Genomic DNA, 22711 nt, shown 5'->3' with positions numbered 1-22711 from the left:
TGCAGTTCCAAATCGAAAAATTAAAAACAATAATAAATACGCACAAATCCTATGGAATATTTAGATTTTGAGCTTCCAATAAAAGAACTTACAGAACAATTAGATAAATGTGTTGTTATTGGTTTAGAATCGGATGTTGATGTTACAAATACTTGCAAACAAATCAACAAAAAATTAGAGGAGACCAAAAAACAGATTTATAAAAACTTAACTGCTTGGCAACGTGTGCAGTTATCAAGACATCCAAGCAGGCCTTACACTTTGGACCATATCAGAGGGATTTGCGGAGATACTTTTCTAGAACTTCATGGGGACAGAGGATTTAAAGATGATAAAGCCATGATTGGTGGTTTAGGAAAAATAGGAGGTCAATCTTTTATGATCGTTGGACAACAAAAAGGATTCAATACCAAGACGCGTCAGTATAGAAATTTTGGGATGGCAAATCCTGAAGGATATAGAAAAGCATTGCGTTTGATGAAAATGGCTGAGAAGTTTAATATCCCAGTAGTTACTTTAATTGACACTCCGGGGGCTTATCCAGGTTTAGAAGCCGAAGAGCGCGGACAAGGAGAAGCTATTGCAAGAAATATTTTTGAAATGGTTCGTTTAAAAGTGCCAATTATAACTATTATTGTTGGTGAAGGAGCATCAGGTGGAGCATTGGGAATTGGTGTTGGAGACCGTGTTTATATGTTGGAAAACACATGGTATTCTGTAATTTCGCCAGAATCTTGTTCATCAATTTTATGGAAAAGTTGGGATTTCAAAGAGCAAGCTGCCGAAGCCTTAAAATTGACTTCTGCCGATATGAAAAAACAAAAATTAGTTGACGATATTATTCCAGAACCATTAGGTGGAGCTCATTATGACAGAGCGACTACTTTTACTACAGTTGAACAATATATCATAAAAGGATATAATGAATTGAAAGACTTATCAACAGAGGAATTAATCGCTCAGAGAATGGATAAATACTGTAAAATGGGAGAGTTCAAAGAATAAACCGCCATTTTTAAGACCTTAATCCGAAGCCTTACAGTTTCGGATTTTTTTTTGGTTATAAACAAAAAACAGGTATTTATAAACAATAAATTATAATAACTCAATTGTGATTTTTTTTTAATTTTAGTTACTTTCGCTACATGGAAAATTTCAAAAATATTAGTCCGGTTAAAGTGGACAAAACAACAATTATAAACCTAGAAAAAGGAAAATTACCACCACAAGCATTAGATTTAGAAGAAGCAGTGCTTGGGGCAATGATGATTGATAAAAAAGGGGTAGATGATGTAATTGATATTCTGCAAGCTGATGCATTTTATAAAGATGCTCACAAATATATTTTTGAGGCCATTGTTCAATTATTTAATGACACACAACCGATCGATTTGCTGACCGTTTCGGCTCAACTTCGAAAAACTGCTAAATTAGATCTTGCAGGAGGTGATTTTTATTTAATTCAGCTTACACAAAAGATTTCCTCATCGGCACATATTGAATTTCATTCCAGAATTATTCTGCAAAAATTTATTCAACGAAGTTTAATTCGAATTTCCTCTGAAATTATTGAAGATTCGTATGATGAAACTACTGATGTATTTGATTTGTTGGACAAAGCTGAATCTAAACTTTATGAAGTGACACAAGGAAATATCAAACGTAGTTCCGAAACGGCTCAGAGTTTAGTTTTGCAAGCAAAAAAGCGTATTGAAGAAATTGCAGGCCAAGAAGGACTTAGTGGTGTTGCTACTGGTTTTGATAAGTTAGACAAACTAACTTCGGGTTGGCAGCCAAGTGATTTAATTATTATTGCGGCGAGACCTGCAATGGGAAAAACTGCTTTTGTATTATCGATGGCTAGAAATATAGCTATCGATTTTGGACATCCAGTTGCTTTGTTTTCGTTGGAGATGGCATCCGTACAGTTGATTACTAGGTTGATTTCTTCTGAAACAGGTTTGTCTTCAGAGAAGTTACGTACCGGAAAATTAGAAAAACACGAGTGGGAACAGCTTAGTACCAAAGTTAAGAACTTAGAAAAAGCACCACTTTATATAGATGATACACCTTCTTTATCCATTTTTGATTTACGTGCAAAAGCACGACGTTTGGTGTCGCAACATGGTATAAAAATTATCATTATTGATTATTTGCAGCTGATGACTGCTGGCGGAAATGGAAAAGGCGGAGGAAACAGAGAGCAGGAAATTTCCACAATTTCCCGAAATTTAAAGGCTTTGGCGAAAGAGTTGAATATTCCTGTGATTGCACTTTCGCAATTATCGCGTGCTGTTGAAACACGTGGTTCCAGTAAAAGACCCTTGCTTTCGGATCTTCGTGAATCTGGAGCAATTGAGCAGGATGCTGATATCGTTTCATTTTTATACCGACCTGAATATTACAAAATTGATGAGTGGGATGATGAAGAAGCCTCTCCAACTGCTGGTCAAGCAGAAATCATGATTGCCAAACATAGAAATGGTGGTATAGAAAATGTTCGTTTGAAATTTATTGGTCATTTAGGTCGATTTGACAATTTAGAAGATTATAGCGGTGGTTACGATGATTTGCCATCCAGCATGAATCATGATGAAAATTCATTTATAACCAAAAATCTTCCATCGGCAAATGAGGCTTTCGGGAGTAATTTTAATAATGATGAAGATGATGACGGTGATGTTCCTTTTTAAAATTTTAAAATAGTATTTCGAAAAAAAGGAGAATATTTTATGAAGATAAGATATTCTCCTTTTTTTGTGAACTTATTTTTTATTTACTTATTATTATACTGGTTTACAGTAATTTAAATTTTTTTGTTCTTCTAAAATAGTAATTTTTACTATGTTTGTGCTGATAAAAATTTATTTAATTTTATTAGGAAAATAGCCAAATGTAATTATATTTGTCGTCTAAAGTTGCGAAAATTAGACAAAGTGTATGTTTATTGATTTAAAATGAGATAAATAATGCAAAATTATATATACGATAAGGAAATGTTAGTTATACTTACAATAAAAACAATATGGAAAAGAAATTAGAATTTGATAATTTAGATATTTTCCTAAAAAACAAACAATTATCAGCAGTAATTCGTACGCTAGAATCGGATAGAAAGCGAATTGCACAGGAATTACATGATAATATATGTTCAAAACTGAATGTGATTTCGTTGAATTGCCATCTTCTGAAGATTCCTAATTTACCTCCAAAGGATATTGAAGAAATCACCAAAAACATTATTGAATACACGTCAAAAGCTTTGAATAGTTCCAAAAAAATGACGCACAGTTTACTTCCACCGGTATTGGATAAATTTGGACTTCATGCGGGAATTGAAGAATTATGTGCCCAATTAATTAATGATGTAGCTATTGATATTCAATATGAGAATAATTTAAAATTTGATTTCAAAGAGAACGATAATCACATACATGTTTTTAGAATTTTACAAGAGTTATTTGCTAATTCGATACAGCATGGAAAAGCAACGTCAATTTCTGTTTTTTTTGATGAAATTGATGGGAAAAGAACATGTAAGTATTCAGATAACGGAATCGGTTTTGAATTGAATCAATTGGAAAATCATAAGGGTCTTGGAATGAAAAATGTTGTAAGTAGGGTAGCTTTTTTAGAGGGGAGTCTCTCGATTGAATCGCAAATGAATAATGGAATTTCAGTGATTTTTAATTTCTAAATTATGAAGGAAACTATAAAAATAATTTTAGTGGATGATGAGGTTCTATTTAGAAAAGGAATTTCTTTTTTATTATCCAGGGAAGAAAATATTGAAGTAATTTTTGAAGCTTCGGATGGTGTTGAATTAATTGATTTTCTTAAGGGTAATAATCCCAAACCCGATATTGTGATTATGGATTTGAAAATGCCATTGCTTAATGGGATAGAAGCCACTAAAATTATTCATAGAGATTTTTCGGATATAAAAATCATTGCCTTGACGAGTTACGATTCAAAATCATTTATAGCCAATATGATTGATGTGGGAGCTGTTTCCTATTTGGTTAAAAATGCCACTCCTCAGGAATTATTCGCTACCATATATGAAGTATCCTCAAAAGGATTTTATTATTCAGAATATGTGATGAACATCATTCAAAATGATTTAATTGCGAATAAAAAAACAAAGTGTAGTTTTGATACTGGTTTTATAACTTCCCGTGAATTGGAAGTATTGCAGCTTATTTGCAAACAAAAAAGCACCATCGAGATAGGTGAAAAACTATTCATCAGTCCCAGAACTGTTGAAGGTCACAGAAACAATTTGTTGCTTAAAACTGAATCCAAAAACATTGCAGGACTGGTCGTTTACGCCATTCAAAATGCCATAGTGTCTTTGGATATTTAGTAGCTGAATGTTAAAAAGTTTTTTTTGCATGATTATAAAAGATAAAAAGAGTACTTTAATTACTTCCAATTATCTTTGTTTTAAAATAGTTTTCAATGATGTGCAAAAGAATTCTTTTTATATTTATTTTTCTAGTATCGATTTCTTCTAGGGCTTCCTTTATTTTGTTGCCAATGGACGAAACTACGCAGCAAAACCATCTTAAAGCGTATGGAATTACCTATTGGTGTTTAGCCAAAAACTATAAGGCCAGTTGGTTGCTTAATTACCGTGGTGGTTCTTTTTTATTGCCAGATGCTGAAGAAATTAGAAAGGAATGCCAAATTCGAGGTGTGAGTTTTGAAGTCATTTCGGATGCTGAAGAAACGTCAATTTTAAATGAGATTTCAAGTCCTTCACAGAATATGGAAGCTGTTATATTGGAAAAAGCACCCAAAATTGCTGTTTATACCCCAAAAGGAAAACAGCCTTGGGATGATGCCGTGACTTTAGTGTTAACCTATGCGGAAATTCCTTTTACACCCATTTATGATGAAGAGGTGTTAAGTGATCAATTATTGCTTTATGATTGGCTGCACTTGCATCATGAGGATTATACCGGGCAGTATGGAAAGTTTTATGCAGCTTATAAAAATATTCCTTGGTATATAGATCAAAAGAGAGAGGCAGAGGCATTGGCGAAGAAATTGGGTTACGAAAAAGTGTCTCAAGAAAAAGGAGCAGTTGCCAAAAAAATTCGCGATTTTGTAATTGGAGGAGGGTTTTTATTTGCAATGTGTTCTGCAACGGATAGTTTTGATATTGCTTTGGCGGCAGATGGTGTTGATATTTGTGAATCCATGTTTGACGGCGATCCCAGTGAAGCTAATTATCAGTCCAAATTAAATTTTAATAATACTTTTGCCTTTAAGAATTTCACTTTGGAGCGAAGACCTGAGCAATATGAGTTTTCGGATATTGATATGACCTTAAAAAGAAAGGTTCCTATGGATAAGGATTATTTTACTTTGATGGAATATTCGGCAAAATGGGATTTCATACCAAGCATGTTGTGTCAAAATCATACGCAGTTAATCAAAGGGTTTATGGGACAAACGACCTCATTTGATCCAGAATTGGTAAAATCGAATGTTCTGGTTATGGGAACTTGTGAACTGAATGGTGAAGCACGTTACATACACGGTGAAAAAGGAAAAGGAATGTTCACTTTTTATGGTGGTCATGATCCAGAGGATTATCAACACCAAGTGGGTGATCCCGCAACAGTTCTGGATTTGCATCCCAATTCTCCTGGCTATCGATTAATTTTGAACAATGTATTGTTTCCGGCTGCAAGAAAGAAAAAGCAGAAAACATAGAAAGAATTAATCTGTTACTGAAAAATCCAAATTCCAATTGTAATTATTGAAATTTGGATTTTTTTGAAATCAATTCAAGGAAAATTCAAACCAAATAGGAAGATGATCAGATACTTTTCGTGCCTCTTTTAAAGAAATGAATTTCTTATAAAACAAAATCACGTCCGATTGTATATAGTTTATGGAACTGGTTTTATAAAAGATATTGTCATATTCAGATGCCAGATAATTACCTCCTTTAGGTTTTGTTTTTAGTGATGTTTTTTGATTTTCTAAAATAGGAGCGAAGCCCATTTTCTTTAAAGGCTTAAAGACTGAATGTGATTGGGGGCAATTAAAATCTCCTGCAAACAGTAGATTCAAAGTAGGGTATTCTTGTGGTAGAAGCTTGAAATATTTTATCTCAGTTTCGGGTTGTTTGTTTTTTGTGATGGCATGAAAAGTAGCAATGGTAATATCTTTTCCTTTGATTTCAAAAGTGGCATAATAAGGCTCACGATCTATTTCCAAATGATATTTTTGCTCCAGCCAGGGTTTGCCTTTTAGTTTTAGACTACTGGTTTTCCAGATAAAAGCATAACGTTCTGTTTTATAGTTACTGCTTGAAGTGGGGACACTTATTCGATAATCCCATTTACTTCCTTTACGGTTGAGTGCATCGGCAAGTTTTACCACGGCTTTCGCTCCGCCGTTTCCAGCCACGACTTCTTGAATAGTGATTATATCATAGTCTTCGATTGTATTGGCAATAAACGCAATCTCCTGGTCTGATTTGGATTTACCAAAGTTTTCCAGATTCCAGGAAAGGAGTTTGGTTTGGGAATAAAAAGTATTGAAAAAAAGTAAAAAGAAAAGTAAAAATGCTTTGTTCATGAATCTGGATTAATGCCCAAATATAAAGATTGTAAAAAGAATTATCAGTCTTCCTAATCACAAAGAGTTGTTTTCAATTGGCTTCCAGGTTAAAAATATTTTCATCTTCATTTGTACCTTTTTGTTTATTATAATCAATCCATTCGACTTGAACATTTACGATTTTTTATCGACATTGATGATTATAGTAGTGCCCTGTAAACTTCTTATATTAATGACACCCGATACGGGTTTCATTAATATAAGGAATAAGGTTGTCTAATTATTTAGTATTTATTATAGGTCTTGTTTTTTTCTATTTATAAATGTTTCATTTTCCTGTCCAGATGATAAATATCATGTTAATATAGGAAGCGGGGAAGTAATTTTACTTTTAAAAAAAATAGTAATGATATTTTAATTAATTTTATTATAAACTTATTTTCGATTTAAACGTATGCTATTTTGAAAAATTTATCTAAAGTCTTAGCTGTATTGTTTCCTCTTTTAATCTTCGGTCAAGGGGCTACAAAAAAAGAAGTAAATCAACAATTTCAAACCTGGATTTCATTGAACACTGTGACAAAGTTTAGTGATCACTGGGGAGTTGTTGCCGATGCCCATATTCGTGAAAACGGATTTTTTGAAAGCAATAATTTTTATTTTTTGCGGGGTGGTGTTTCTTATATTCCCAATGCATCTGTTTCGGTAACCGCAGGTTATGCACATATGTGGTTGGCCCCAACAAAAGAAGGATGGTCAACTTATGCAGATGAAAACAGAATTTACCAACAAGCGCAATTAATTACTAAAATTGGAAAAGTAAGTGTATTGCAAAGATTGCGAAACGAACAAAGATGGCAAGAGAAAATGGCGAATGACGAACCCACAGGCGAACTTCGTTTTACGGATAGAATACGTTATTTGGCCAGTTTCACTATTCCAGTATTCAGTAATAAAAAGTTACCTTCATTGGTTTTATCAGATGAGCTATTAATTCATTTCGGCAAAGAAGTGGTCTATAATACATTTGATCAAAACAGATTGTTTATTGGAATCAAGCAAAATATCAATCCAAAATTGAGTTATGATTTTGGATATATGAATGTCTATCAAGAAAAATATTCAGGTTATCAATACGATATGAATCATACCATTCGATTGTTCTTTTACCTGAATACAGCACTAAAGCATGATACACCTAAAGCTCCCGAGCATCATTCTGGAGACGAATAATTGCTATATCTAGTTAGTTTTTAAATAAATATCAAAAGGTAATATTTTAAAGTAATATTTAACGATTTGGTATTGAATATTTTAGTAAGTTTATGTTGTAAAATTCAAAAAGCAGGAATCCTCTTTTTGTACTATTATTTTTTTGAAGTTTTCTTTTATTGAACGAAATGATTTTAAGAATATTCATTTCTAATTGTAATAATAGATATTTTATTGATTTTAAAAAACATATAATTTTTAAAACTGATTAAAATGGACGATAGCACTGGTTATTCAATATTACGGAATCCTCGACTAAATAAAGGATCAGCTTTTACGCAGGAAGAAAGAGATAAATTTGGTTTGCAAGGATTATTGCCAGAAGCAGTTGAAACCATTGAAACGCAAATAATCCGTATTCAAGAGCAACTGGAAAATTTTGAAAAACCCATAAATCAATACATTTTCCTGATGCAGTTGTTGGAGAATAATGAAACTTTGTTTTTTAAAACAATTATCAGTGATCCTGCTAAGTTTCTACCTCTGGTATATACTCCGACAGTTGGCGAAGCTTGTCAAAAATTTGGACAAGTAACGCGAAGACCTAGAGGTTTATATCTATCAATTAATCAAAAAGAGCATATAAAAGAGATTCTGAGAAATTGGCCTGAAAAAGATGTTCGATTTACCGTTGTTACAGATGGCGGACGTATATTAGGATTGGGAGATTTGGGTATTTTCGGTTTAGGAATACCAATCGGAAAATTAGTTTTATATACCAGTTGCGGAGGAGTTCCTCCAGAATATACGCTACCAATTGTATTGGATGTTGGCACCAATAATGAAGAGTTTTTGAATGATCCACTATATCCAGGTTTAAAATGCAAAAGGATCAGAGGCAAAGAATTTGATGATTTTGTTGCCGCTTTTGTTCAGGCTATGAACGAAGTTTTTCCTAAAATTTGCATACAATGGGAAGATTTTCCCGGAGTTGATGCAATTAAGATCTTAAATACCTACAAAGAGAAAGTCTGTACCTTTAATGATGATATACAAGGAACGGCCGCTATCGCTACTGCAGGATTTATTTCCATAAGTCGTTTGATGAAAAAAAGATTTATTGATCAGCATTTTTTATTTTTAGGTGCGGGTGCGGCAGCTTTTGGTATTGCTGATATGCTTGTTAAAAAGTTTCAAAGAGATGGTTTGACCAGAGAACAAGCTTTAAATCAGATTTGGATGTTTGATGTGAATGGATTATTGGTAAAAAGTCGAACAGATCTTGTCGAACATCAATTAGAATTTGCCCATGATTCAGATCCATGTACGAATTTTGCCGAAGCAGTCCTCAAAATTAAACCTACGGCCATTGTAGGTGTTAGTACAGTTGGAGGAGCATTTAATCAGCAAGTAATCGAAAATATGAGTGCCGTAAATGAACGGCCTATAATTTTTCCTTATTCCAACCCAACTTCTCATTCTGAATGTACGGCCGACCAGGCGTATAATTGGAGTAAAGGGAAAGCTATTTTTGCTAGTGGAAGTCCATTTGCTCCAGTAGAGTATCAAGGTAAAATCTTTACGCCAGGTCAAGGAAATAATGTCTTTATTTTTCCTGCTTTAGGACTCGCTATTTTTGCTACCGAAGCGAAGAGAGTTACAGATGATATATTATTGACCGCCGCAGAAGCTGTGGCAGAACAAGTATGTCTGGCGGATTTTGAAAAAGGTTTGATTTATCCCAATGTTGCCGATATCTTGAGAGTATCAGTAAATGTCGCTGTAAAGATTGCCGAAGATATTTTTAATTCTGGTTTGGCAGGTGTTGAAAGGCCCGAAAAGATTAGTGATTTTATCAAAAGCAAAATGTACATTCCGAAATACAATTAATCTAATAAGTTTTGGAATATTTTTTTCTAATATATTATGAAGAATTAAAAATATTATGATTGTTAAGTTATTATGAGTGGTTGCTAATTATTGAATATAATTGATAATATTACTTATATTTAATATAAGTATAACAAAAAAAGTCTGATTTTTTTTGTTGTATTTATTTTTGTATTAACTTTATTGTTAATTTAAAAGCTTGCCCCAGTTTTTAAAATAGAGTGTATTTTGTTAATGGATCTTAAATCTGAAGTTAATGGAAAGTTTTGCACGTATTTTACGAGATCATCCTGAGCTAGCTGTTTTTTTAACACTATCTCTAGGTTTTGCTTTAGGGCATATAAAAATTGGTACTTTTAAAATTGGGGTAGTTTTGGGGACTTTGTTCGCAGGAGTGCTTATTGGCCAATTGAACATAGAAATCCCTCCAATTGTCAAAACTATTTTCTTTGATTTTTTTCTTTTTGCTACAGGATACAAAGTCGGACCCCAATTTTTTCAAGGTTTAAAGAAAAATGCATTTCCTCAATTGATGTTAACGGTAGTGATCTGTGTTTCTTGTTTATTGATTGCTTATGGAATGTCCAAACTTTTGGGCTATGATACGGGAACAGCAGCAGGACTTTTAGCTGGAGCATTTTCAGAATCAACTCTTATTGGAACAGCCTCTGAAGCCATTCATCAATTGCCAATTTCTGAAATAGAAAAAACACGATTAGTTAACCATATACCTGTTGCTTATTCCCTTACTTATCTTATTGGAGCAACTTCTTTTGTTTTCTTTTTAACAACTATTGCGCCTAAATTATTAGGGATAAATTTAGTTGAAGAGAGTGAAAAACTTAGTCAAACATTGACTGGGGATACTGAGCATGAACCAGGCATTCAATCGGCCTATCAACGATGGATAATAAGGGCTTACCAAATTACGAATGATAAATGGGTTGGAATTACTATTTCTGAGTTTGAAGAAATAAATAAAGATCTTCGATTAATTATTCAAAGAATTAGACATAATCAAGAATTATTAGAACCTTCTCCAGAAACCGTTATTCATAAAGACGATATACTGGTAATAATGGCACAGCACGGTATTATTTTGAACAGCCTATCTAATATTGGCCCAGAAGTCTTAGATGAAGAATTATTGAAATTTCCATTGGCACACATGGATATAACAATCACAAACAAAGATATTTCGGGAAAAACAATTAGACAACTTCGTGATCGTTTCGGCAATGGGTTGATGTTGGATAAGATTACTAGAGAGTATCAGGAAATTCCATTTAATTTAAATACGGTTTTACTTAGAGGTGATGTTTTGAAACTTACAGGTAAAATGGTTTTAATGGAAAAGGCAGCCAAAGAAATAGGTTATTTAGATAGATTAAGCACAGCTACTGATATTGTTTTTTTAGGGTTGGGAATTGTTTTGGGAGGCCTTTTTGGATTGCTTTCCATAACTATTTTAGGAATCTCAATAACCTTAACGACTAGTGGAGGAGCCTTGGTAATGGGATTGGTTTTTGGTTGGTTGCATTCACGAACTCCAATATTTGGTAGCATTCCAGAACCTGCCCTATGGATTTTTGATAATGTGGGATTGGCAACTTTTATTGGTTTGGTAGGAATGGCTGCAGGACCTAGTTTTATTTTTGGACTTCAAGAAATGGGTTTTAGCATTGTTATAGCTGGTTTTGTTGTAGCAATTGTACCGCACATCATTGGACTTTTTTTTGGAAAATATATTCTGAAAATGAACCCAATAATTTTGTTGGGAGCACAAACAGGAGCCGGAACATCCACTATTGGGCTGAAAGCGATACAGGATGCTTCGGCCAGTAAATTTCCGGTTTTAGGATATACAATCCCTTATGCTTTGGGAAATATATTATTAACGGCTTGGGGACCAATTTTGGTTTCTATGATGAATTGAATCAGTTTTTATATTTAATGAAATTTGCATCAGGATTTAGATAATTAAAATATTTTTTTATTTTAAAAAAAAAGAAAAAATAACTTTTAAAGCGTTATTTTTAAGTTAATTTAATTATTTTTATATCGCAAATAAGTCAAAAAAACAATTATTAAGATTATTATGAAAACAACAAGAAAAGAACACGATTTTTTAGGAGAATTGGAAATTCCGGATCACTTGTATTATGGAATACAAACTTTCAGAGCAGTAGAGAATTTTAATATCACTGGAATTCCAATTTCCAGAGAGCCATTGTTCATAAAGGCATTGGGTTATGTAAAGAAAGCTGCTGCAATGGCCAACAAAGATTGTGGTGCTTTAGATGCTAAAATTGCTGAAGCTATTTGTTATGGAAGCGATCAAGTAATCGCGGGAAAATTTGATCAAGAATTTGTCAGCGATTTGATACAGGGAGGCGCTGGAACTTCTGTAAACATGAATGCCAATGAGGTTATTGCCAATATTGGTTTAGAATATTTGGGGCATAAAAAAGGGGAATATAACTTCTTGCATCCCAATAATCATGTGAATTGTTCTCAATCGACTAATGATGCATATCCATCAGCATTTAGAATAGCACTTTATTTAAAGATGGATCATTTTATAAAAACAGTTGAAAATCTTGAAAAAGCTTTTGCTGCAAAAGGTAGCGAGTTCAAGGAAGTTTTAAAAATGGGAAGAACTCAGTTACAGGATGCGGTGCCGATGACTTTGGGACAGGAATTCCATTCCTATGCAACTACAATAGGTGAAGATGTTTTAAGGTTAAAAGAAGCCCAAAGTTTAGTGTTAGACATTAATATGGGGGCAACAGCTATTGGAACCAAAGTAAATGCACCGGAAGGTTATCCGGAAATTTGTGTCAATTATTTGGCTAAAGAGGTTGGAATTCCATTGACATTGTCGCCAGATTTGATCGAAGCAACTGTGGATACTGGGGCTTATGTTCAAATAATGGGGACAATGAAAAGAACAGCGGTTAAAATTTCAAAAATATGTAATGATTTACGTCTGTTGAGCTCAGGGCCAAGAACAGGATTTAATGAAATTAACCTGCCTCCTCGTCAGCCTGGTTCATCGATTATGCCGGGAAAAGTAAATCCTGTAATTCCTGAAGTGGTGAATCAAACCTGTTTTTATGTTATAGGACAAGATTTAACTGTAACGATGGCGGCTGAAGCTGGGCAATTGCAATTAAATGTTATGGAGCCAGTAATTGCTTTTGCAATGTTTACCTCATTGGATTATTTGTCAAATGCTATTCAAACATTAATTGATAAATGTATCATTGGTATTACTGCAAATGAGCAGCATTGTTATAATATGGTGATGAATAGCATAGGAATTGTAACTCAGTTGAACCCAATTTTAGGATACGAAGAAAGTGCCAGCATTGCAGGAGAAGCTTTGAAAACTGGAAAAAGTGTTCATCAAATTGCAGTTGTTGAGCGCAAACTAATTACTCAAGATAAATGGGATGAAATCTATTCAATAGAAAACTTAATAAATCCTAGGTTTATTACTTCATGATTTTATTTTAACAATAATATTAAACTAATGAAAAATGAATTAAAAAATTTGATGATAGTGTCTTTAGTTCTATTTAGCTATTCGTTGTTTGCTCAGTTTAGAACAGAAAAAGATTTACTTGGAGAAAAACAAATTCCCGCTGATGCTTATTATGGTGTACAAACTGCCAGGGCACTAGAAAATTTTCAGGTAAGTGGTGTAAAAACTAATTTTTATCCAGATTATGTGAGGGCATATGCTATGGTGAAATTGGCCGCTGCAAGGGCTAACGCTGATGTTGGTCGTATGAAAAAAGACCGGCTTGACGCAATTGAAAAAGCCTGTCAAGCAGTAATTGATGGGAAATACCACGATCAGTTTTTGGTGGATCTTTATCAAGGGGGAGCAGGTACATCAGCCAATATGAATGCTAATGAAGTACTTGCAAATATCGCTCTTGAATTAAGTGGACATAAAAAAGGGGAGTATAAATTTATAGAACCTCATGACGATTTGAATATGGGGCAATCAACAAATGATGTGTATCCAACAACCATTCATGTTGCATTGTTATTGCATAATGATAAATTAATGAAAGAAGTAAAGTTGCTTTCTGATGCTTTTCATAAAAAAGGGGATGAATTTAATAAAATACTAAAAATGGGTCGTACCGAGGGTCAGGATGCTGTTCCAATGACTTTAGGTCAAGAGTTTCATGCTTTTGGATACCAATTGGACGCTGAAATAGAGGGTTTACGCAAAAGTGAGGCCTATTTGTATGAAGAAAATATGGGAGCTACAGCTATCGGTACGGGAATTACTGCTACTCCTGGATATGCTGAAAAATGTGCAGTACATTTGGCAAAAATCACAGGAAAGCCTATGGTATTGAGTCCGGATTTAATTGCAGCCACTTCAAGTATGCAAGGATTTGTGATGTATTCATCAGCACTTAAAAGTTTGTCTGTGGCATTGTCAAAAATTAGCAGTGATTTAATTATCCTGGCAATGGGACCCCGTACAGGGCTGTTTGAGATAAACCTGCCTGCCCTTCAGCCAGGCTCTTCCATTATGCCTGGCAAAGTGAATCCAGTAATGCCGGAACTCATGAATCAGATTTGTTATAAAGTGATTGGTAATGATTTGACCGTGACACTTGCTTCTTCAAATGGACTTCTTCAATTGAATGCTTACGAACCAGTAGTTGCCATTTCTATTATGGAATCTCAAGCTCTTTTTTATAAAACGATGCCTTTATTTAGAAAAAATTGTATTGATGGAATTACTGCAAATGAAGAAGTATTGAAACATTATATTGATCGAAGTGTAGGTATAGTTACCGCTTTAAACCCTGTTTTGGGTTACGAAAAGACTACTGAATTGGCTAAAGAAGCACTTTCAACCAATAAAGGAATACTTGAACTTATCCGTGAAAAGAAATTATTGACAGAAGATCAAATCAAAAAGCTTTTAGATCCGGCAACAATGACGGGTCAGAAATAATGCTTTGAAGTTTTATAGATTATAAAAATCAAAAATTAATTGAATTAACTTTAACTAGATAAATTATGAAAAAGATTGTTTTAATATTTATGATTTCAGTTTTTGGTTTACCAGTGCAAGCACAAAATAAAGCACCCAAAACTTCGCCTCGAATCATTATTTTGGCGACAGGAGGGACCATTGCTGGCTCAGGGGAATCAGCAACTAAAGCTGCTTATACAGCAGGGAAAGTGCCTATTGATGATTTGCTAAATGCAGTGCCTCAAATTCATGATTATGGGAAAATAACTGGAGAGCAAATTGCTCAAATTGGTAGCCAGGATATGAATGTGGTGACTTGGTTGAAATTATCAAAAAGGATAAATGAAATTTTTAAAAATAATGAGGCCGAGGCAGTAGTGGTTACACATGGTACGGATACTCAAGAGGAAACTGCCTATTTTTTGGATTTAACAGTGATGTCCGATAAACCAGTTGTTCTAGTTGGAGCAATGCGACCATCCACAGCGATGAGTCAGGACGGAAATAGAAATTTATTGGATGCTGTAATGGTTGCTGCAAGCCCAAAAAGCCAAGGAAAAGGTGTGATTGTTGCTATGGATGAAAAAATTTATGATGGCAGAGATGTGACTAAAACCAGTACCACAAATTTAGAAACTTTTCAATCTCGTAATTTTGGACCTATTGGATTAATCTACGATGGTAAAGTAAATTACTATTATCAATCGCTAAGAAATCCTTCTAAAAAGTTTGATGTTACTAAATTAACATCATTGCCACAAGTTGAAATTGTTTATGGTTATGCCGATGCGAGTCCTGTATCTGTAACAGGTATAATTAATTCAGGTGTAAAAGGTATCGTTTATGCAGGAATGGGAAATGGTAATTTTGGTGAGCCGGTAGGTAAAGCATTGGCAGAAGCAGCTAAAAAGGGAATTTTGGTATGTCGTTCTGGAAGAGCTGGATCAGGTAGAATTACTTTAGACAATGAAGTAAAAGATGCTGAGCTTGGCTTTGTTGTAGCGGATGATTTAAATCCGCAAAAGGCTAGAGTTTTATTGATGCTGGCTTTGACAACTACATCGGACAGAGAAAAGATACAACAGTTTTTCTTTGATTATTAGTAAACAAAAAAGTGAATCTTTTGTAAGGTTCACTTTTTTGTTTCAATTAGAATAATAGTAATAACCTTAAAATGCAACTATATGATTTGGATTGAATTTGCTGTTCTTATCGGAATGATTCTTATAGGGTCACAAATGAAAGGAATTGGATTAGGTGTAATGGGTATGGTAGGACTGTTTATTTTTCTTTTTGTTTTCAAAATGAAACCTACCGATCCTCCATTAGACGTAATGTTAATCATTATGGCTATTGTAACAACAGCCGCAACTTTGCAGGCGTCTGGGGGGCTGGATTATCTTGTGAGTTTGGCTGAGAAAATTATTCGAAGCAACCCATCAAATATCACATTTATAGCACCTTTTACAGTTTACTTTTTATGTCTATTTGCAGGAACTGCTCATATAGTGTATTCCTTATTACCCATTATTTCGGAAGTATCTGCTAAAAAAAGAATTCGCCCTGAACGACCGCTAAGTATTTCGGTTATTGCTTCTCATTTAGCCTTAACTGGAAGTCCTATGAGTGCTGCAACGGCGGCAATGGTTGTGATATTGGGCTATCCCGGAGCATTGGTAGATATTATGATGATTTGTATTCCTGCCTGTATTATTGGTATATTAGTAGGTTGTTTTTCTGTTTTCAAGAAAGGAGCAGAACTGGATAATGATCCCATTTTTATTGAAAAAATGAAGGATCCCGAATTTGCAAAAAGTATGGAAGTAGATACTGAAGGTGAAGAAAAAAGTTTAAGACCTGGAGCTAAGACTTCAGTTTTAATATTCACGTTTGCAATAGTTCTGATTGTAATTGCCGGAGCGTTCCCAAATTTAGTTCCTAGTTTTGAGCCTGGCGTCAAAACGCTTGCAGTTGCTGCTAATGGTTCTTTATCTATGGTAACTATAATTAGTGTTATTACACATACTGCTTCTGCTGCTATGATGTTAATCACTAAAACAAGTACTTCAGATGTTACTAAAGCAAGTCTATTTACATCTATGGCTTCTGCTGTAGTTTCCGTATTTGGAGTGGTTTGGATGAGTTCTACCTTTATGAATTCCAATAACGATATAATTCAACAAGCCTTGGGGGGTATTGTTAATGAATATCCTTGGACTTTTGCGATTGCAGTTTTTGTTATGGGCGTCCTGATGTTTAGTCAAGCTGCCACTACAAAAACAATGATGCCATTAGGAATTGCTTTAGGGCTTCCTTCATCAGCATTGATAGCTATATTTCCAGCTGTAAATAGTGACTTTGTTTTGCCGGGATATCCAACATTATTGGCGGCTATAAATTTCGATAGAACAGGAAGTACCAAAATAGGAAATTATGTTGTCAATCATAGTTTTAATGTTCCTGGAGTGGTTGCCATAGGTGTGGCAATCGCAGTTGGATTTTTATTGGGATCATTTTTATTGTAAATTTTAAAATTAAATAATTATGAAAAAATATTTTATTTTTTTAATAATTGGACTTTTGCCAATTATAACATTTAGTCAGGTAGACCAAATGGATAAACAAACAAATGAAGGGGGGGGCTTCATCCCGGATTCGCTAAAATCTTTGATACCAATTACAAAACAATCTTTGTTAAGAGATGTTGATGTAATTTTTAATTCCCGTATGGCCTATAATAGTAATTTTATGGATGGCAGTCATACGTTATCTGAGTTCAATGTAAACCAGCTTCGTTTTGAAGTGAAAGGAAAAATTTACGATAAAGTGTATTTTAGATTTCGTAATAGATATACAAGAGAACCCATTCCAGGGAATTTGGATAATATAAGTCGATCAGTCGATCTCGCTTTTTTGAGGATTGATTTATCTAAAAGTACCAAGTTTTCTTTTGGGAAATTATGTGCCGACTGGGGAGGTTTTGAGTTTGATTTTAATCCTATTGATATCTTAACTTATAATGACATTATTGAAAATGCTGATAATTTTTTGGTAGGAGCTGGAATATCCCATGATTTTGCCGATGGTAAAAACTCAATTTCTTTTCAAGTATTAAATTCTAGAACCAAAACCTATGAAGAGCAATACGGTAACTCTGCACCACCAAACATAACCCCTTCTGAATATCCATTGGCATTAGTGGCTAATTGGAGAGGAAGTTTTTTTGATGGTAAATTTGAAACCACTTATAGTTATAGTTTTTTCAACGAAGCACAAGGAGCTCACATGAACTATATTGCACTCGGGAATAAGTTTAAAGTAAAAAACTTCGTTTTGTATTATGATTTTCAATATGATGACGAAGGTTTAGATCGTTTGGGAATTGTCTCAAGTATAATTAGCAGTAAATACCAATATGCAGCGCAAAACGCTCTTTATGTAGAAAACTGGGTAAGAGCAGAATATTTGGTTACTCCTAAGATTAATTTACTTTTGACAGTAATGAATAGTAATCATTCTTGGAAAGATAATCCAGATCCGAATGGCAGCTCAAAACTATCTACTAGTTATGGTCTTATCCCAACTATACAGTATATGCCTTTCAAGGATTTCAATATTAAATTTTATGTGGCTTATACAGCTAGAAGATACGAGTATACAACCTATGCCGAAAATGCTTTCGGAGTCAAAGATTATACGACTGGTCTTTTAGGCTTTGGATTTATAGCTCCTTTATTGGTTCTGTAGTTTTTGCGAGTCAATAAAAACAAAAAACCCAATCGAAAGATTGGGTTTTTTTATAAGTAAGTAATTCTAAATTGAGTTTATATAACGTTTATTTTACTTTATTAAGTACTGCTTTGAAAGCTTCAGGGTGATTCATCGCTAAATCAGCAAGAACTTTACGGTTCAATTCGATTCCGTTAGCTTTTACTTTACCCATGAATTGAGAATAAGACATTCCTTCCAATCTAGCTCCAGCGTTAATACGTTGAATCCATAATGAACGGAAATTTCTTTTATTCACTTTTCTGTCACGGTATGCATAGCACATTGCTTTTTCTACCGCGTTTTTTGCAACTGTCCAAACGTTTTTACGTCTACCAAAGAAACCTTTGGCTTGCTTCATTATTTTTTTTCTTCTTGCTCTTTTTGCAACTGAATTTACCGATCTTGGCATAATTTTATTGTTTTTTTTGTAGTAGGCGTCCTGAATTGAATCAAAGGAACTTATTGGCCATACTCCAAGGTTATTAAATTTGTTTTAACCTAAAGAAATCTCTAGTCAAATGTTTGAAAGTGAAATGTCAAAAGTCAAGTGTTGACTTTAAAAACTTTGCGCCTTTTTTCTTTCGACTTATTAGATAATTCTTAATTGTTGTTTGATGCTTTTCATATCTGTAGAGTGAACTAGCGCTGAGTGAGTCAAAGCTAATTTACGTTTTTTAGATTTTTTAGTCAAGATGTGACTTTTAAAAGCATGCTTTCTTTTAATCTTTCCAGAACCAGTAACTTTGAAACGTTTCTTGGCGCTAGATTTGGTTTTCATTTTAGGCATTTTTTCCTAGTGTTTTAATTTATTATTACTTACTTATATTTAGATCTAAAATTTAAAAGCCAGTTCGTGACTCTTAATTTTTAAGACTTATTTCTTTTTCTTAGGAGCAATAAACATAATCATTCTCTTTCCTTCAAGAATTGGCATTGCTTCAACTTTTCCGAATTCTTCTAAGTCAGTAGCCAATCTCAATAGTAAGATTTGCCCTTGGTCTTTATAGATAATTGAACGCCCTTTAAAGAATACAAAAGCTTTTAATTTAGCTCCTTCTTTTAAGAATTTTTCAGCATTCTTTCTCTTAAATTCGTAATCATGCTCATCCGTTTGAGGACCAAAACGTATTTCTTTTACTACTACTTGAGTAGATTTCGCTTTTAGAGCCTTATCACGTTTCTTTTGTTCGTAAACAAATTTCTTGTAATCCATGATTTTACAAACTGGCGGCTCTGCGTTTGGAGAAATCTCAACTAAATCCAATTCAAATTGGTCAGCTAATCTTAAAGCTTCTGCAAGTTTAAAAACTCCAGGCTCTATGTTTTCACCCACAAGTCTTACTTCTTGTACACCGCGAATAAAATTATTTATTCTGTGTGCATCCTTTTTTTCTACGCGAGGTTGGTAACCTCTGTTGCTTCTTATTGCTATGACTTTATAATTTAAGTTAAACTGTAAATACTTTTAATGTTTTTTTGATTTCCTCGTCAACAATCGAAGCAAATTCTTCTATTGTAACGCTGATATTGCCTTTTCCTTCTTGACCATGACGGCGAATAGAAATGGTTCCGTTTTTCTCTTCTTCCTCACCAACAATCAGCATAAACGGGATTTTTTGCATTTCTGCATCTCTAATTTTCTTTCCTATCGTCTCGCTTCTGTTGTCAATTAGGGCGCGAATTTCGTGATTTTCTAGCAGATTTAAAACTTTTTTAGCATAATTTTCATATTTCTCACTCAAAGACAGTATAATTGCCTGTTCAGGCATTAACCAAAGCGGGAAATTTCCTGCTGTGTGTTCTAATAAAATCGCAATAAAACGTTCCATAGATCCAAAAGGCGCTCTGTGAATCATAACGGGTCTATGTGGTTCATTGTCAGATCCTTTGTATGTCAATTCAAAACGTTCCGGTAAATTGTAATCTACCTGAATCGTTCCCAGTTGCCATTGTCTGCCTAAAGCATCCTTTACCATAAAGTCCAATTTTGGACCGTAAAAAGCGGCCTCTCCGTATTCAACAACGGTATTTAATCCTTTGTCTGCAGCGGCATTGATGATTGCGTTTTCCGCTTTTTCCCAATTCTCATCAGAACCTATATATTTATCTCTGTTTTCTTGGTCTCTCAATGAAATTTGAGCAGTAAAGTTTTCGAATCCTAATGAACCAAATACATAAAGTACTAAGTCAATTACTTTTTTAAACTCTTCGTCCAATTGCTCTGGAGTACAGAAGATATGGGCGTCATCCTGAGTAAACCCACGTACACGAGTTAAACCATGTAATTCACCACTTTGTTCATATCTGTAAACTGTCCCAAATTCAGCATAACGCTTTGGTAAATCTTTGTATGACCAAGGTCTCACATTGTAGATTTCACAGTGATGAGGGCAGTTCATAGGTTTCAATAAAAACTCTTCGCCTTCGGCAGGAGTATTAATTGGTTGAAAGCTGTCAGCTCCGTATTTGGCATAATGTCCAGAAGTTACGTATAACTCTTTTTGACCAATATGTGGAGTCACAACTTGCTCGTAACCTGCTTTCTTTTGTGCTTTTTTCAAAAACTGTTCCAAACGATCTCTCAAAGCAGCTCCTTTTGGTAGCCATAATGGCAAACCTTGTCCTACTTTTTGAGAAAAAGCAAATAATTCCAATTCTTTCCCTAGTTTTCTGTGGTCGCGACGTTTTGCTTCTTCAAGTAATTCTAGGTATTCAGTTAAGTCTTTTTGTTTCGGGAATGAAGTTCCATAAACACGAGTTAATTGCTTGTTTTTTTCATCACCTCTCCAGTAAGCTCCAGCAACACTCATTACTTTCATTGCCTTGATGATTCCTGTGTTAGGAATATGTCCACCACGACATAAATCAGTAAAAGTTGAATGATCACAAAAAGTGATAGTTCCATCTTCAAGATTCGTAATCAGTTCGGTTTTGTAAATATTGTCTTTGTACATCTCCAATGCTTCTGCTTTAGTAACAGGACGCATTTTGAATTCGTGCTTTTCTCTTGAAATCTCAAGAACACGGTCTTCAATTTTCTTGAAATCAGCTTCTGTTATTTTTTGATCTTCAAAGTCAACGTCATAGTAAAAGCCATTAGAAATAGCAGGTCCCAGAGTTAATTTTGCTCCAGGGTACATTTCTTCTAGAACTTGTGCCATAACGTGCGATGTCGAATGCCAAAAAGCTTTCTTGCCATCAGCATCATTCCAAGTATATAATGTAAGACTGCCGTCGGTCGTCAGTGGTGTTGATGTCTCAATAGTTGTACCATTAAAAGAAGCCGAAATTACATTTCTGGCAAATCCTTCACTGATGCTTTTTGCAACATCCATCGGAGTTACTCCTGGAGCATACTCTCTAACTGACCCGTCGGGCAAAGTAATCTTAATCATTGTTTTTTATATTTTAAGATTGCAAATATAAAGTATTAGCAAAACACATACAATAGGTATATAAGGTTTGTTCTATATATAAATATAAAATCCAAATGTACGTTGTTGTAAAAGATGAATCAGAATACTCAGGAGCTATTTCCTGCTATCCGCTGCAATCTTATAAGCCGAACCCCGGCTTATAAGGATTTCCGCTACTATCGGGGCTAGAGTATGGGTTTTCATAAGATAGAAAGTGAAAGATTCACACCTTATATATATAGGAAACGAAAATGCAAAAAGAAATCCGCTCCTTATATATAGGAAATGTGGTTTGAAAAAGGAAAGATCCGCAGGAACCCGTTTTTTTTATGTTTTATTCAAGTCTCTCCAACCTCAAAACAACCCAAAAAGCAACAAAACCGATTAAATTATCAGAAATGGCCTATTGAGATTTTTAAATCCATAAAAAAGGTGATATGTAAATTTCGATATATCAATGCGTTAAAAAATAAATGTAAAAATAAAGTAAAATAAATGTAAAAAGTCATTGTTTAAACGAATAAACGTGCTACTTTTGCACCCGCAACGACGCAGACGTTCCTAGAAATACTGACAAGCCTATGAAATCGAAACGAAAATTTATTTTCAAAAAAAGATTTAAAAAAGCTTGTGAGATTCGAAAACGTAAGCTATTTTTGCACCCCGCAAAACGCGTAACGTTCCTTGAGAGACTGGTAAGAAATCGAGAAGAAAATTGGAAATAAAAATTTTCAAAAAAACTTCAAAAATTGCTTGCAGGTTTAAAAAGAATAGCTACTTTTGCACCCGCTAATCGAAAGACTGGCGCACAAAAAAAGAAGATACGTTCCTA

General features: G+C 34.1%; 18 protein-coding genes. 13 read left to right on the top strand and 5 right to left on the bottom strand.

All coding sequences use genetic code 11. The features are described 5' to 3' along the window. Positions 1 to 51: 51 nt before the first annotated feature. The 5 genes from DOS84_RS12840 (at position 52) to DOS84_RS12820 (ending at position 5724) form a co-directional block, all read left to right on the top strand. Complete coding sequence (locus DOS84_RS12840; RefSeq protein WP_111410527.1) at positions 52 to 1005, top strand: acetyl-CoA carboxylase carboxyltransferase subunit alpha; 954 nt, start codon at positions 52 to 54, stop codon at positions 1003 to 1005. Positions 1006 to 1145: 140 nt separating this feature from the next. Further along, entirely contained in the window at positions 1146 to 2693 is a 1548-nt protein-coding gene (gene dnaB / locus DOS84_RS12835) for a replicative DNA helicase (RefSeq protein WP_111410526.1), read from the top strand. A 332-nt stretch (positions 2694 to 3025) separates the two neighbouring features. Next, positions 3026 to 3697 (top strand): sensor histidine kinase, encoded by a 672-nt coding sequence (locus DOS84_RS12830; RefSeq protein ID WP_111410525.1) that lies wholly within the window; start codon positions 3026 to 3028, stop codon positions 3695 to 3697. 3 nt (positions 3698 to 3700) lie between these two features. Then, entirely contained in the window at positions 3701 to 4366 is a 666-nt protein-coding gene (locus DOS84_RS12825) for a response regulator transcription factor (RefSeq protein ID WP_111410524.1), read from the top strand. Positions 4367 to 4461: 95 nt separating this feature from the next. Then, positions 4462 to 5724 carry an asparagine synthetase B gene (locus DOS84_RS12820; protein WP_424320176.1) on the top strand — a complete coding sequence of 421 codons (1263 nt, stop codon included), beginning with the start codon at positions 4462 to 4464 and terminating at the stop codon, positions 5722 to 5724. A 69-nt stretch (positions 5725 to 5793) separates the two neighbouring features. On the opposite strand, the gene DOS84_RS12815 is transcribed toward DOS84_RS12820, so the two are convergent. Further along, the gene (locus tag DOS84_RS12815) at positions 5794 to 6597 is read right to left on the bottom strand and encodes an endonuclease/exonuclease/phosphatase family protein (RefSeq protein ID WP_111410522.1); all 804 of its coding nucleotides are present in this window, start codon (positions 6595 to 6597) and stop codon (positions 5794 to 5796) included. 444 nt (positions 6598 to 7041) lie between these two features. Here DOS84_RS12815 and DOS84_RS12810 point away from each other — a divergent pair, with 444 nt between their 5' ends. The 8 genes from DOS84_RS12810 (at position 7042) to DOS84_RS12775 (ending at position 18439) form a co-directional block, all read left to right on the top strand. Next, on the top strand, positions 7042 to 7812 hold the full coding sequence (locus DOS84_RS12810; protein ID WP_165830435.1) for a DUF2490 domain-containing protein: 771 nt from the start codon (positions 7042 to 7044) through the stop codon (positions 7810 to 7812). Between the two features lie 252 nt (positions 7813 to 8064). Then, a complete protein-coding gene (locus DOS84_RS12805) occupies positions 8065 to 9681 on the top strand; it encodes an NAD-dependent malic enzyme (protein WP_111410520.1) in 1617 nt (538 codons plus the stop codon). Positions 9682 to 9937: 256 nt separating this feature from the next. After that, a complete protein-coding gene (aspT, locus tag DOS84_RS12800; protein WP_111410519.1) occupies positions 9938 to 11617 on the top strand; it encodes an aspartate-alanine antiporter in 1680 nt (559 codons plus the stop codon). 162 nt (positions 11618 to 11779) lie between these two features. Further along, on the top strand, positions 11780 to 13189 hold the full coding sequence (gene aspA, locus DOS84_RS12795) for an aspartate ammonia-lyase (protein WP_111410518.1): 1410 nt from the start codon (positions 11780 to 11782) through the stop codon (positions 13187 to 13189). A 51-nt stretch (positions 13190 to 13240) separates the two neighbouring features. Next, positions 13241 to 14671, top strand: a complete 1431-nt coding sequence (locus tag DOS84_RS12790; protein WP_165830443.1) for an aspartate ammonia-lyase — start codon at positions 13241 to 13243, stop codon at positions 14669 to 14671. 65 nt (positions 14672 to 14736) lie between these two features. Continuing rightward, positions 14737 to 15795, top strand: coding sequence for a type II asparaginase (locus DOS84_RS12785; RefSeq protein ID WP_111410516.1), 1059 nt, complete (start codon positions 14737 to 14739; stop codon positions 15793 to 15795). Between the two features lie 81 nt (positions 15796 to 15876). Further along, entirely contained in the window at positions 15877 to 17217 is a 1341-nt protein-coding gene (locus DOS84_RS12780) for an anaerobic C4-dicarboxylate transporter family protein (RefSeq protein ID WP_111410515.1), read from the top strand. Between the two features lie 19 nt (positions 17218 to 17236). Next, positions 17237 to 18439, top strand: a complete 1203-nt coding sequence (locus DOS84_RS12775) for a porin (protein WP_111410514.1) — start codon at positions 17237 to 17239, stop codon at positions 18437 to 18439. An 88-nt stretch (positions 18440 to 18527) separates the two neighbouring features. On the opposite strand, the gene rplT is transcribed toward DOS84_RS12775, so the two are convergent. The 4 genes from rplT to thrS form a co-directional block, all read right to left on the bottom strand. After that, complete coding sequence (gene rplT, locus DOS84_RS12770; RefSeq protein ID WP_086453231.1) at positions 18528 to 18872, bottom strand: 50S ribosomal protein L20; 345 nt, start codon at positions 18870 to 18872, stop codon at positions 18528 to 18530. Positions 18873 to 19052: 180 nt separating this feature from the next. Then, on the bottom strand, positions 19053 to 19250 hold the full coding sequence (gene rpmI / locus DOS84_RS12765) for a 50S ribosomal protein L35 (protein ID WP_007810722.1): 198 nt from the start codon (positions 19248 to 19250) through the stop codon (positions 19053 to 19055). A gap of 87 nt (positions 19251 to 19337) precedes the next feature. Further along, on the bottom strand, positions 19338 to 19895 hold the full coding sequence (gene infC / locus DOS84_RS12760; protein ID WP_394338673.1) for a translation initiation factor IF-3: 558 nt from the start codon (positions 19893 to 19895) through the stop codon (positions 19338 to 19340). A 16-nt stretch (positions 19896 to 19911) separates the two neighbouring features. Further along, positions 19912 to 21858, bottom strand: coding sequence for a threonine--tRNA ligase (gene thrS / locus DOS84_RS12755; RefSeq protein WP_111410512.1), 1947 nt, complete (start codon positions 21856 to 21858; stop codon positions 19912 to 19914). Positions 21859 to 22711 lie beyond the last annotated feature (853 nt).

This window comes from Flavobacterium aquariorum, assembly GCF_003254745.1.
Taxonomy (GTDB): domain Bacteria; phylum Bacteroidota; class Bacteroidia; order Flavobacteriales; family Flavobacteriaceae; genus Flavobacterium; species Flavobacterium aquariorum.
Note: the sequence above shows the minus strand (reverse complement) of the source record. Positions and strands in the feature narration are given on the sequence as shown.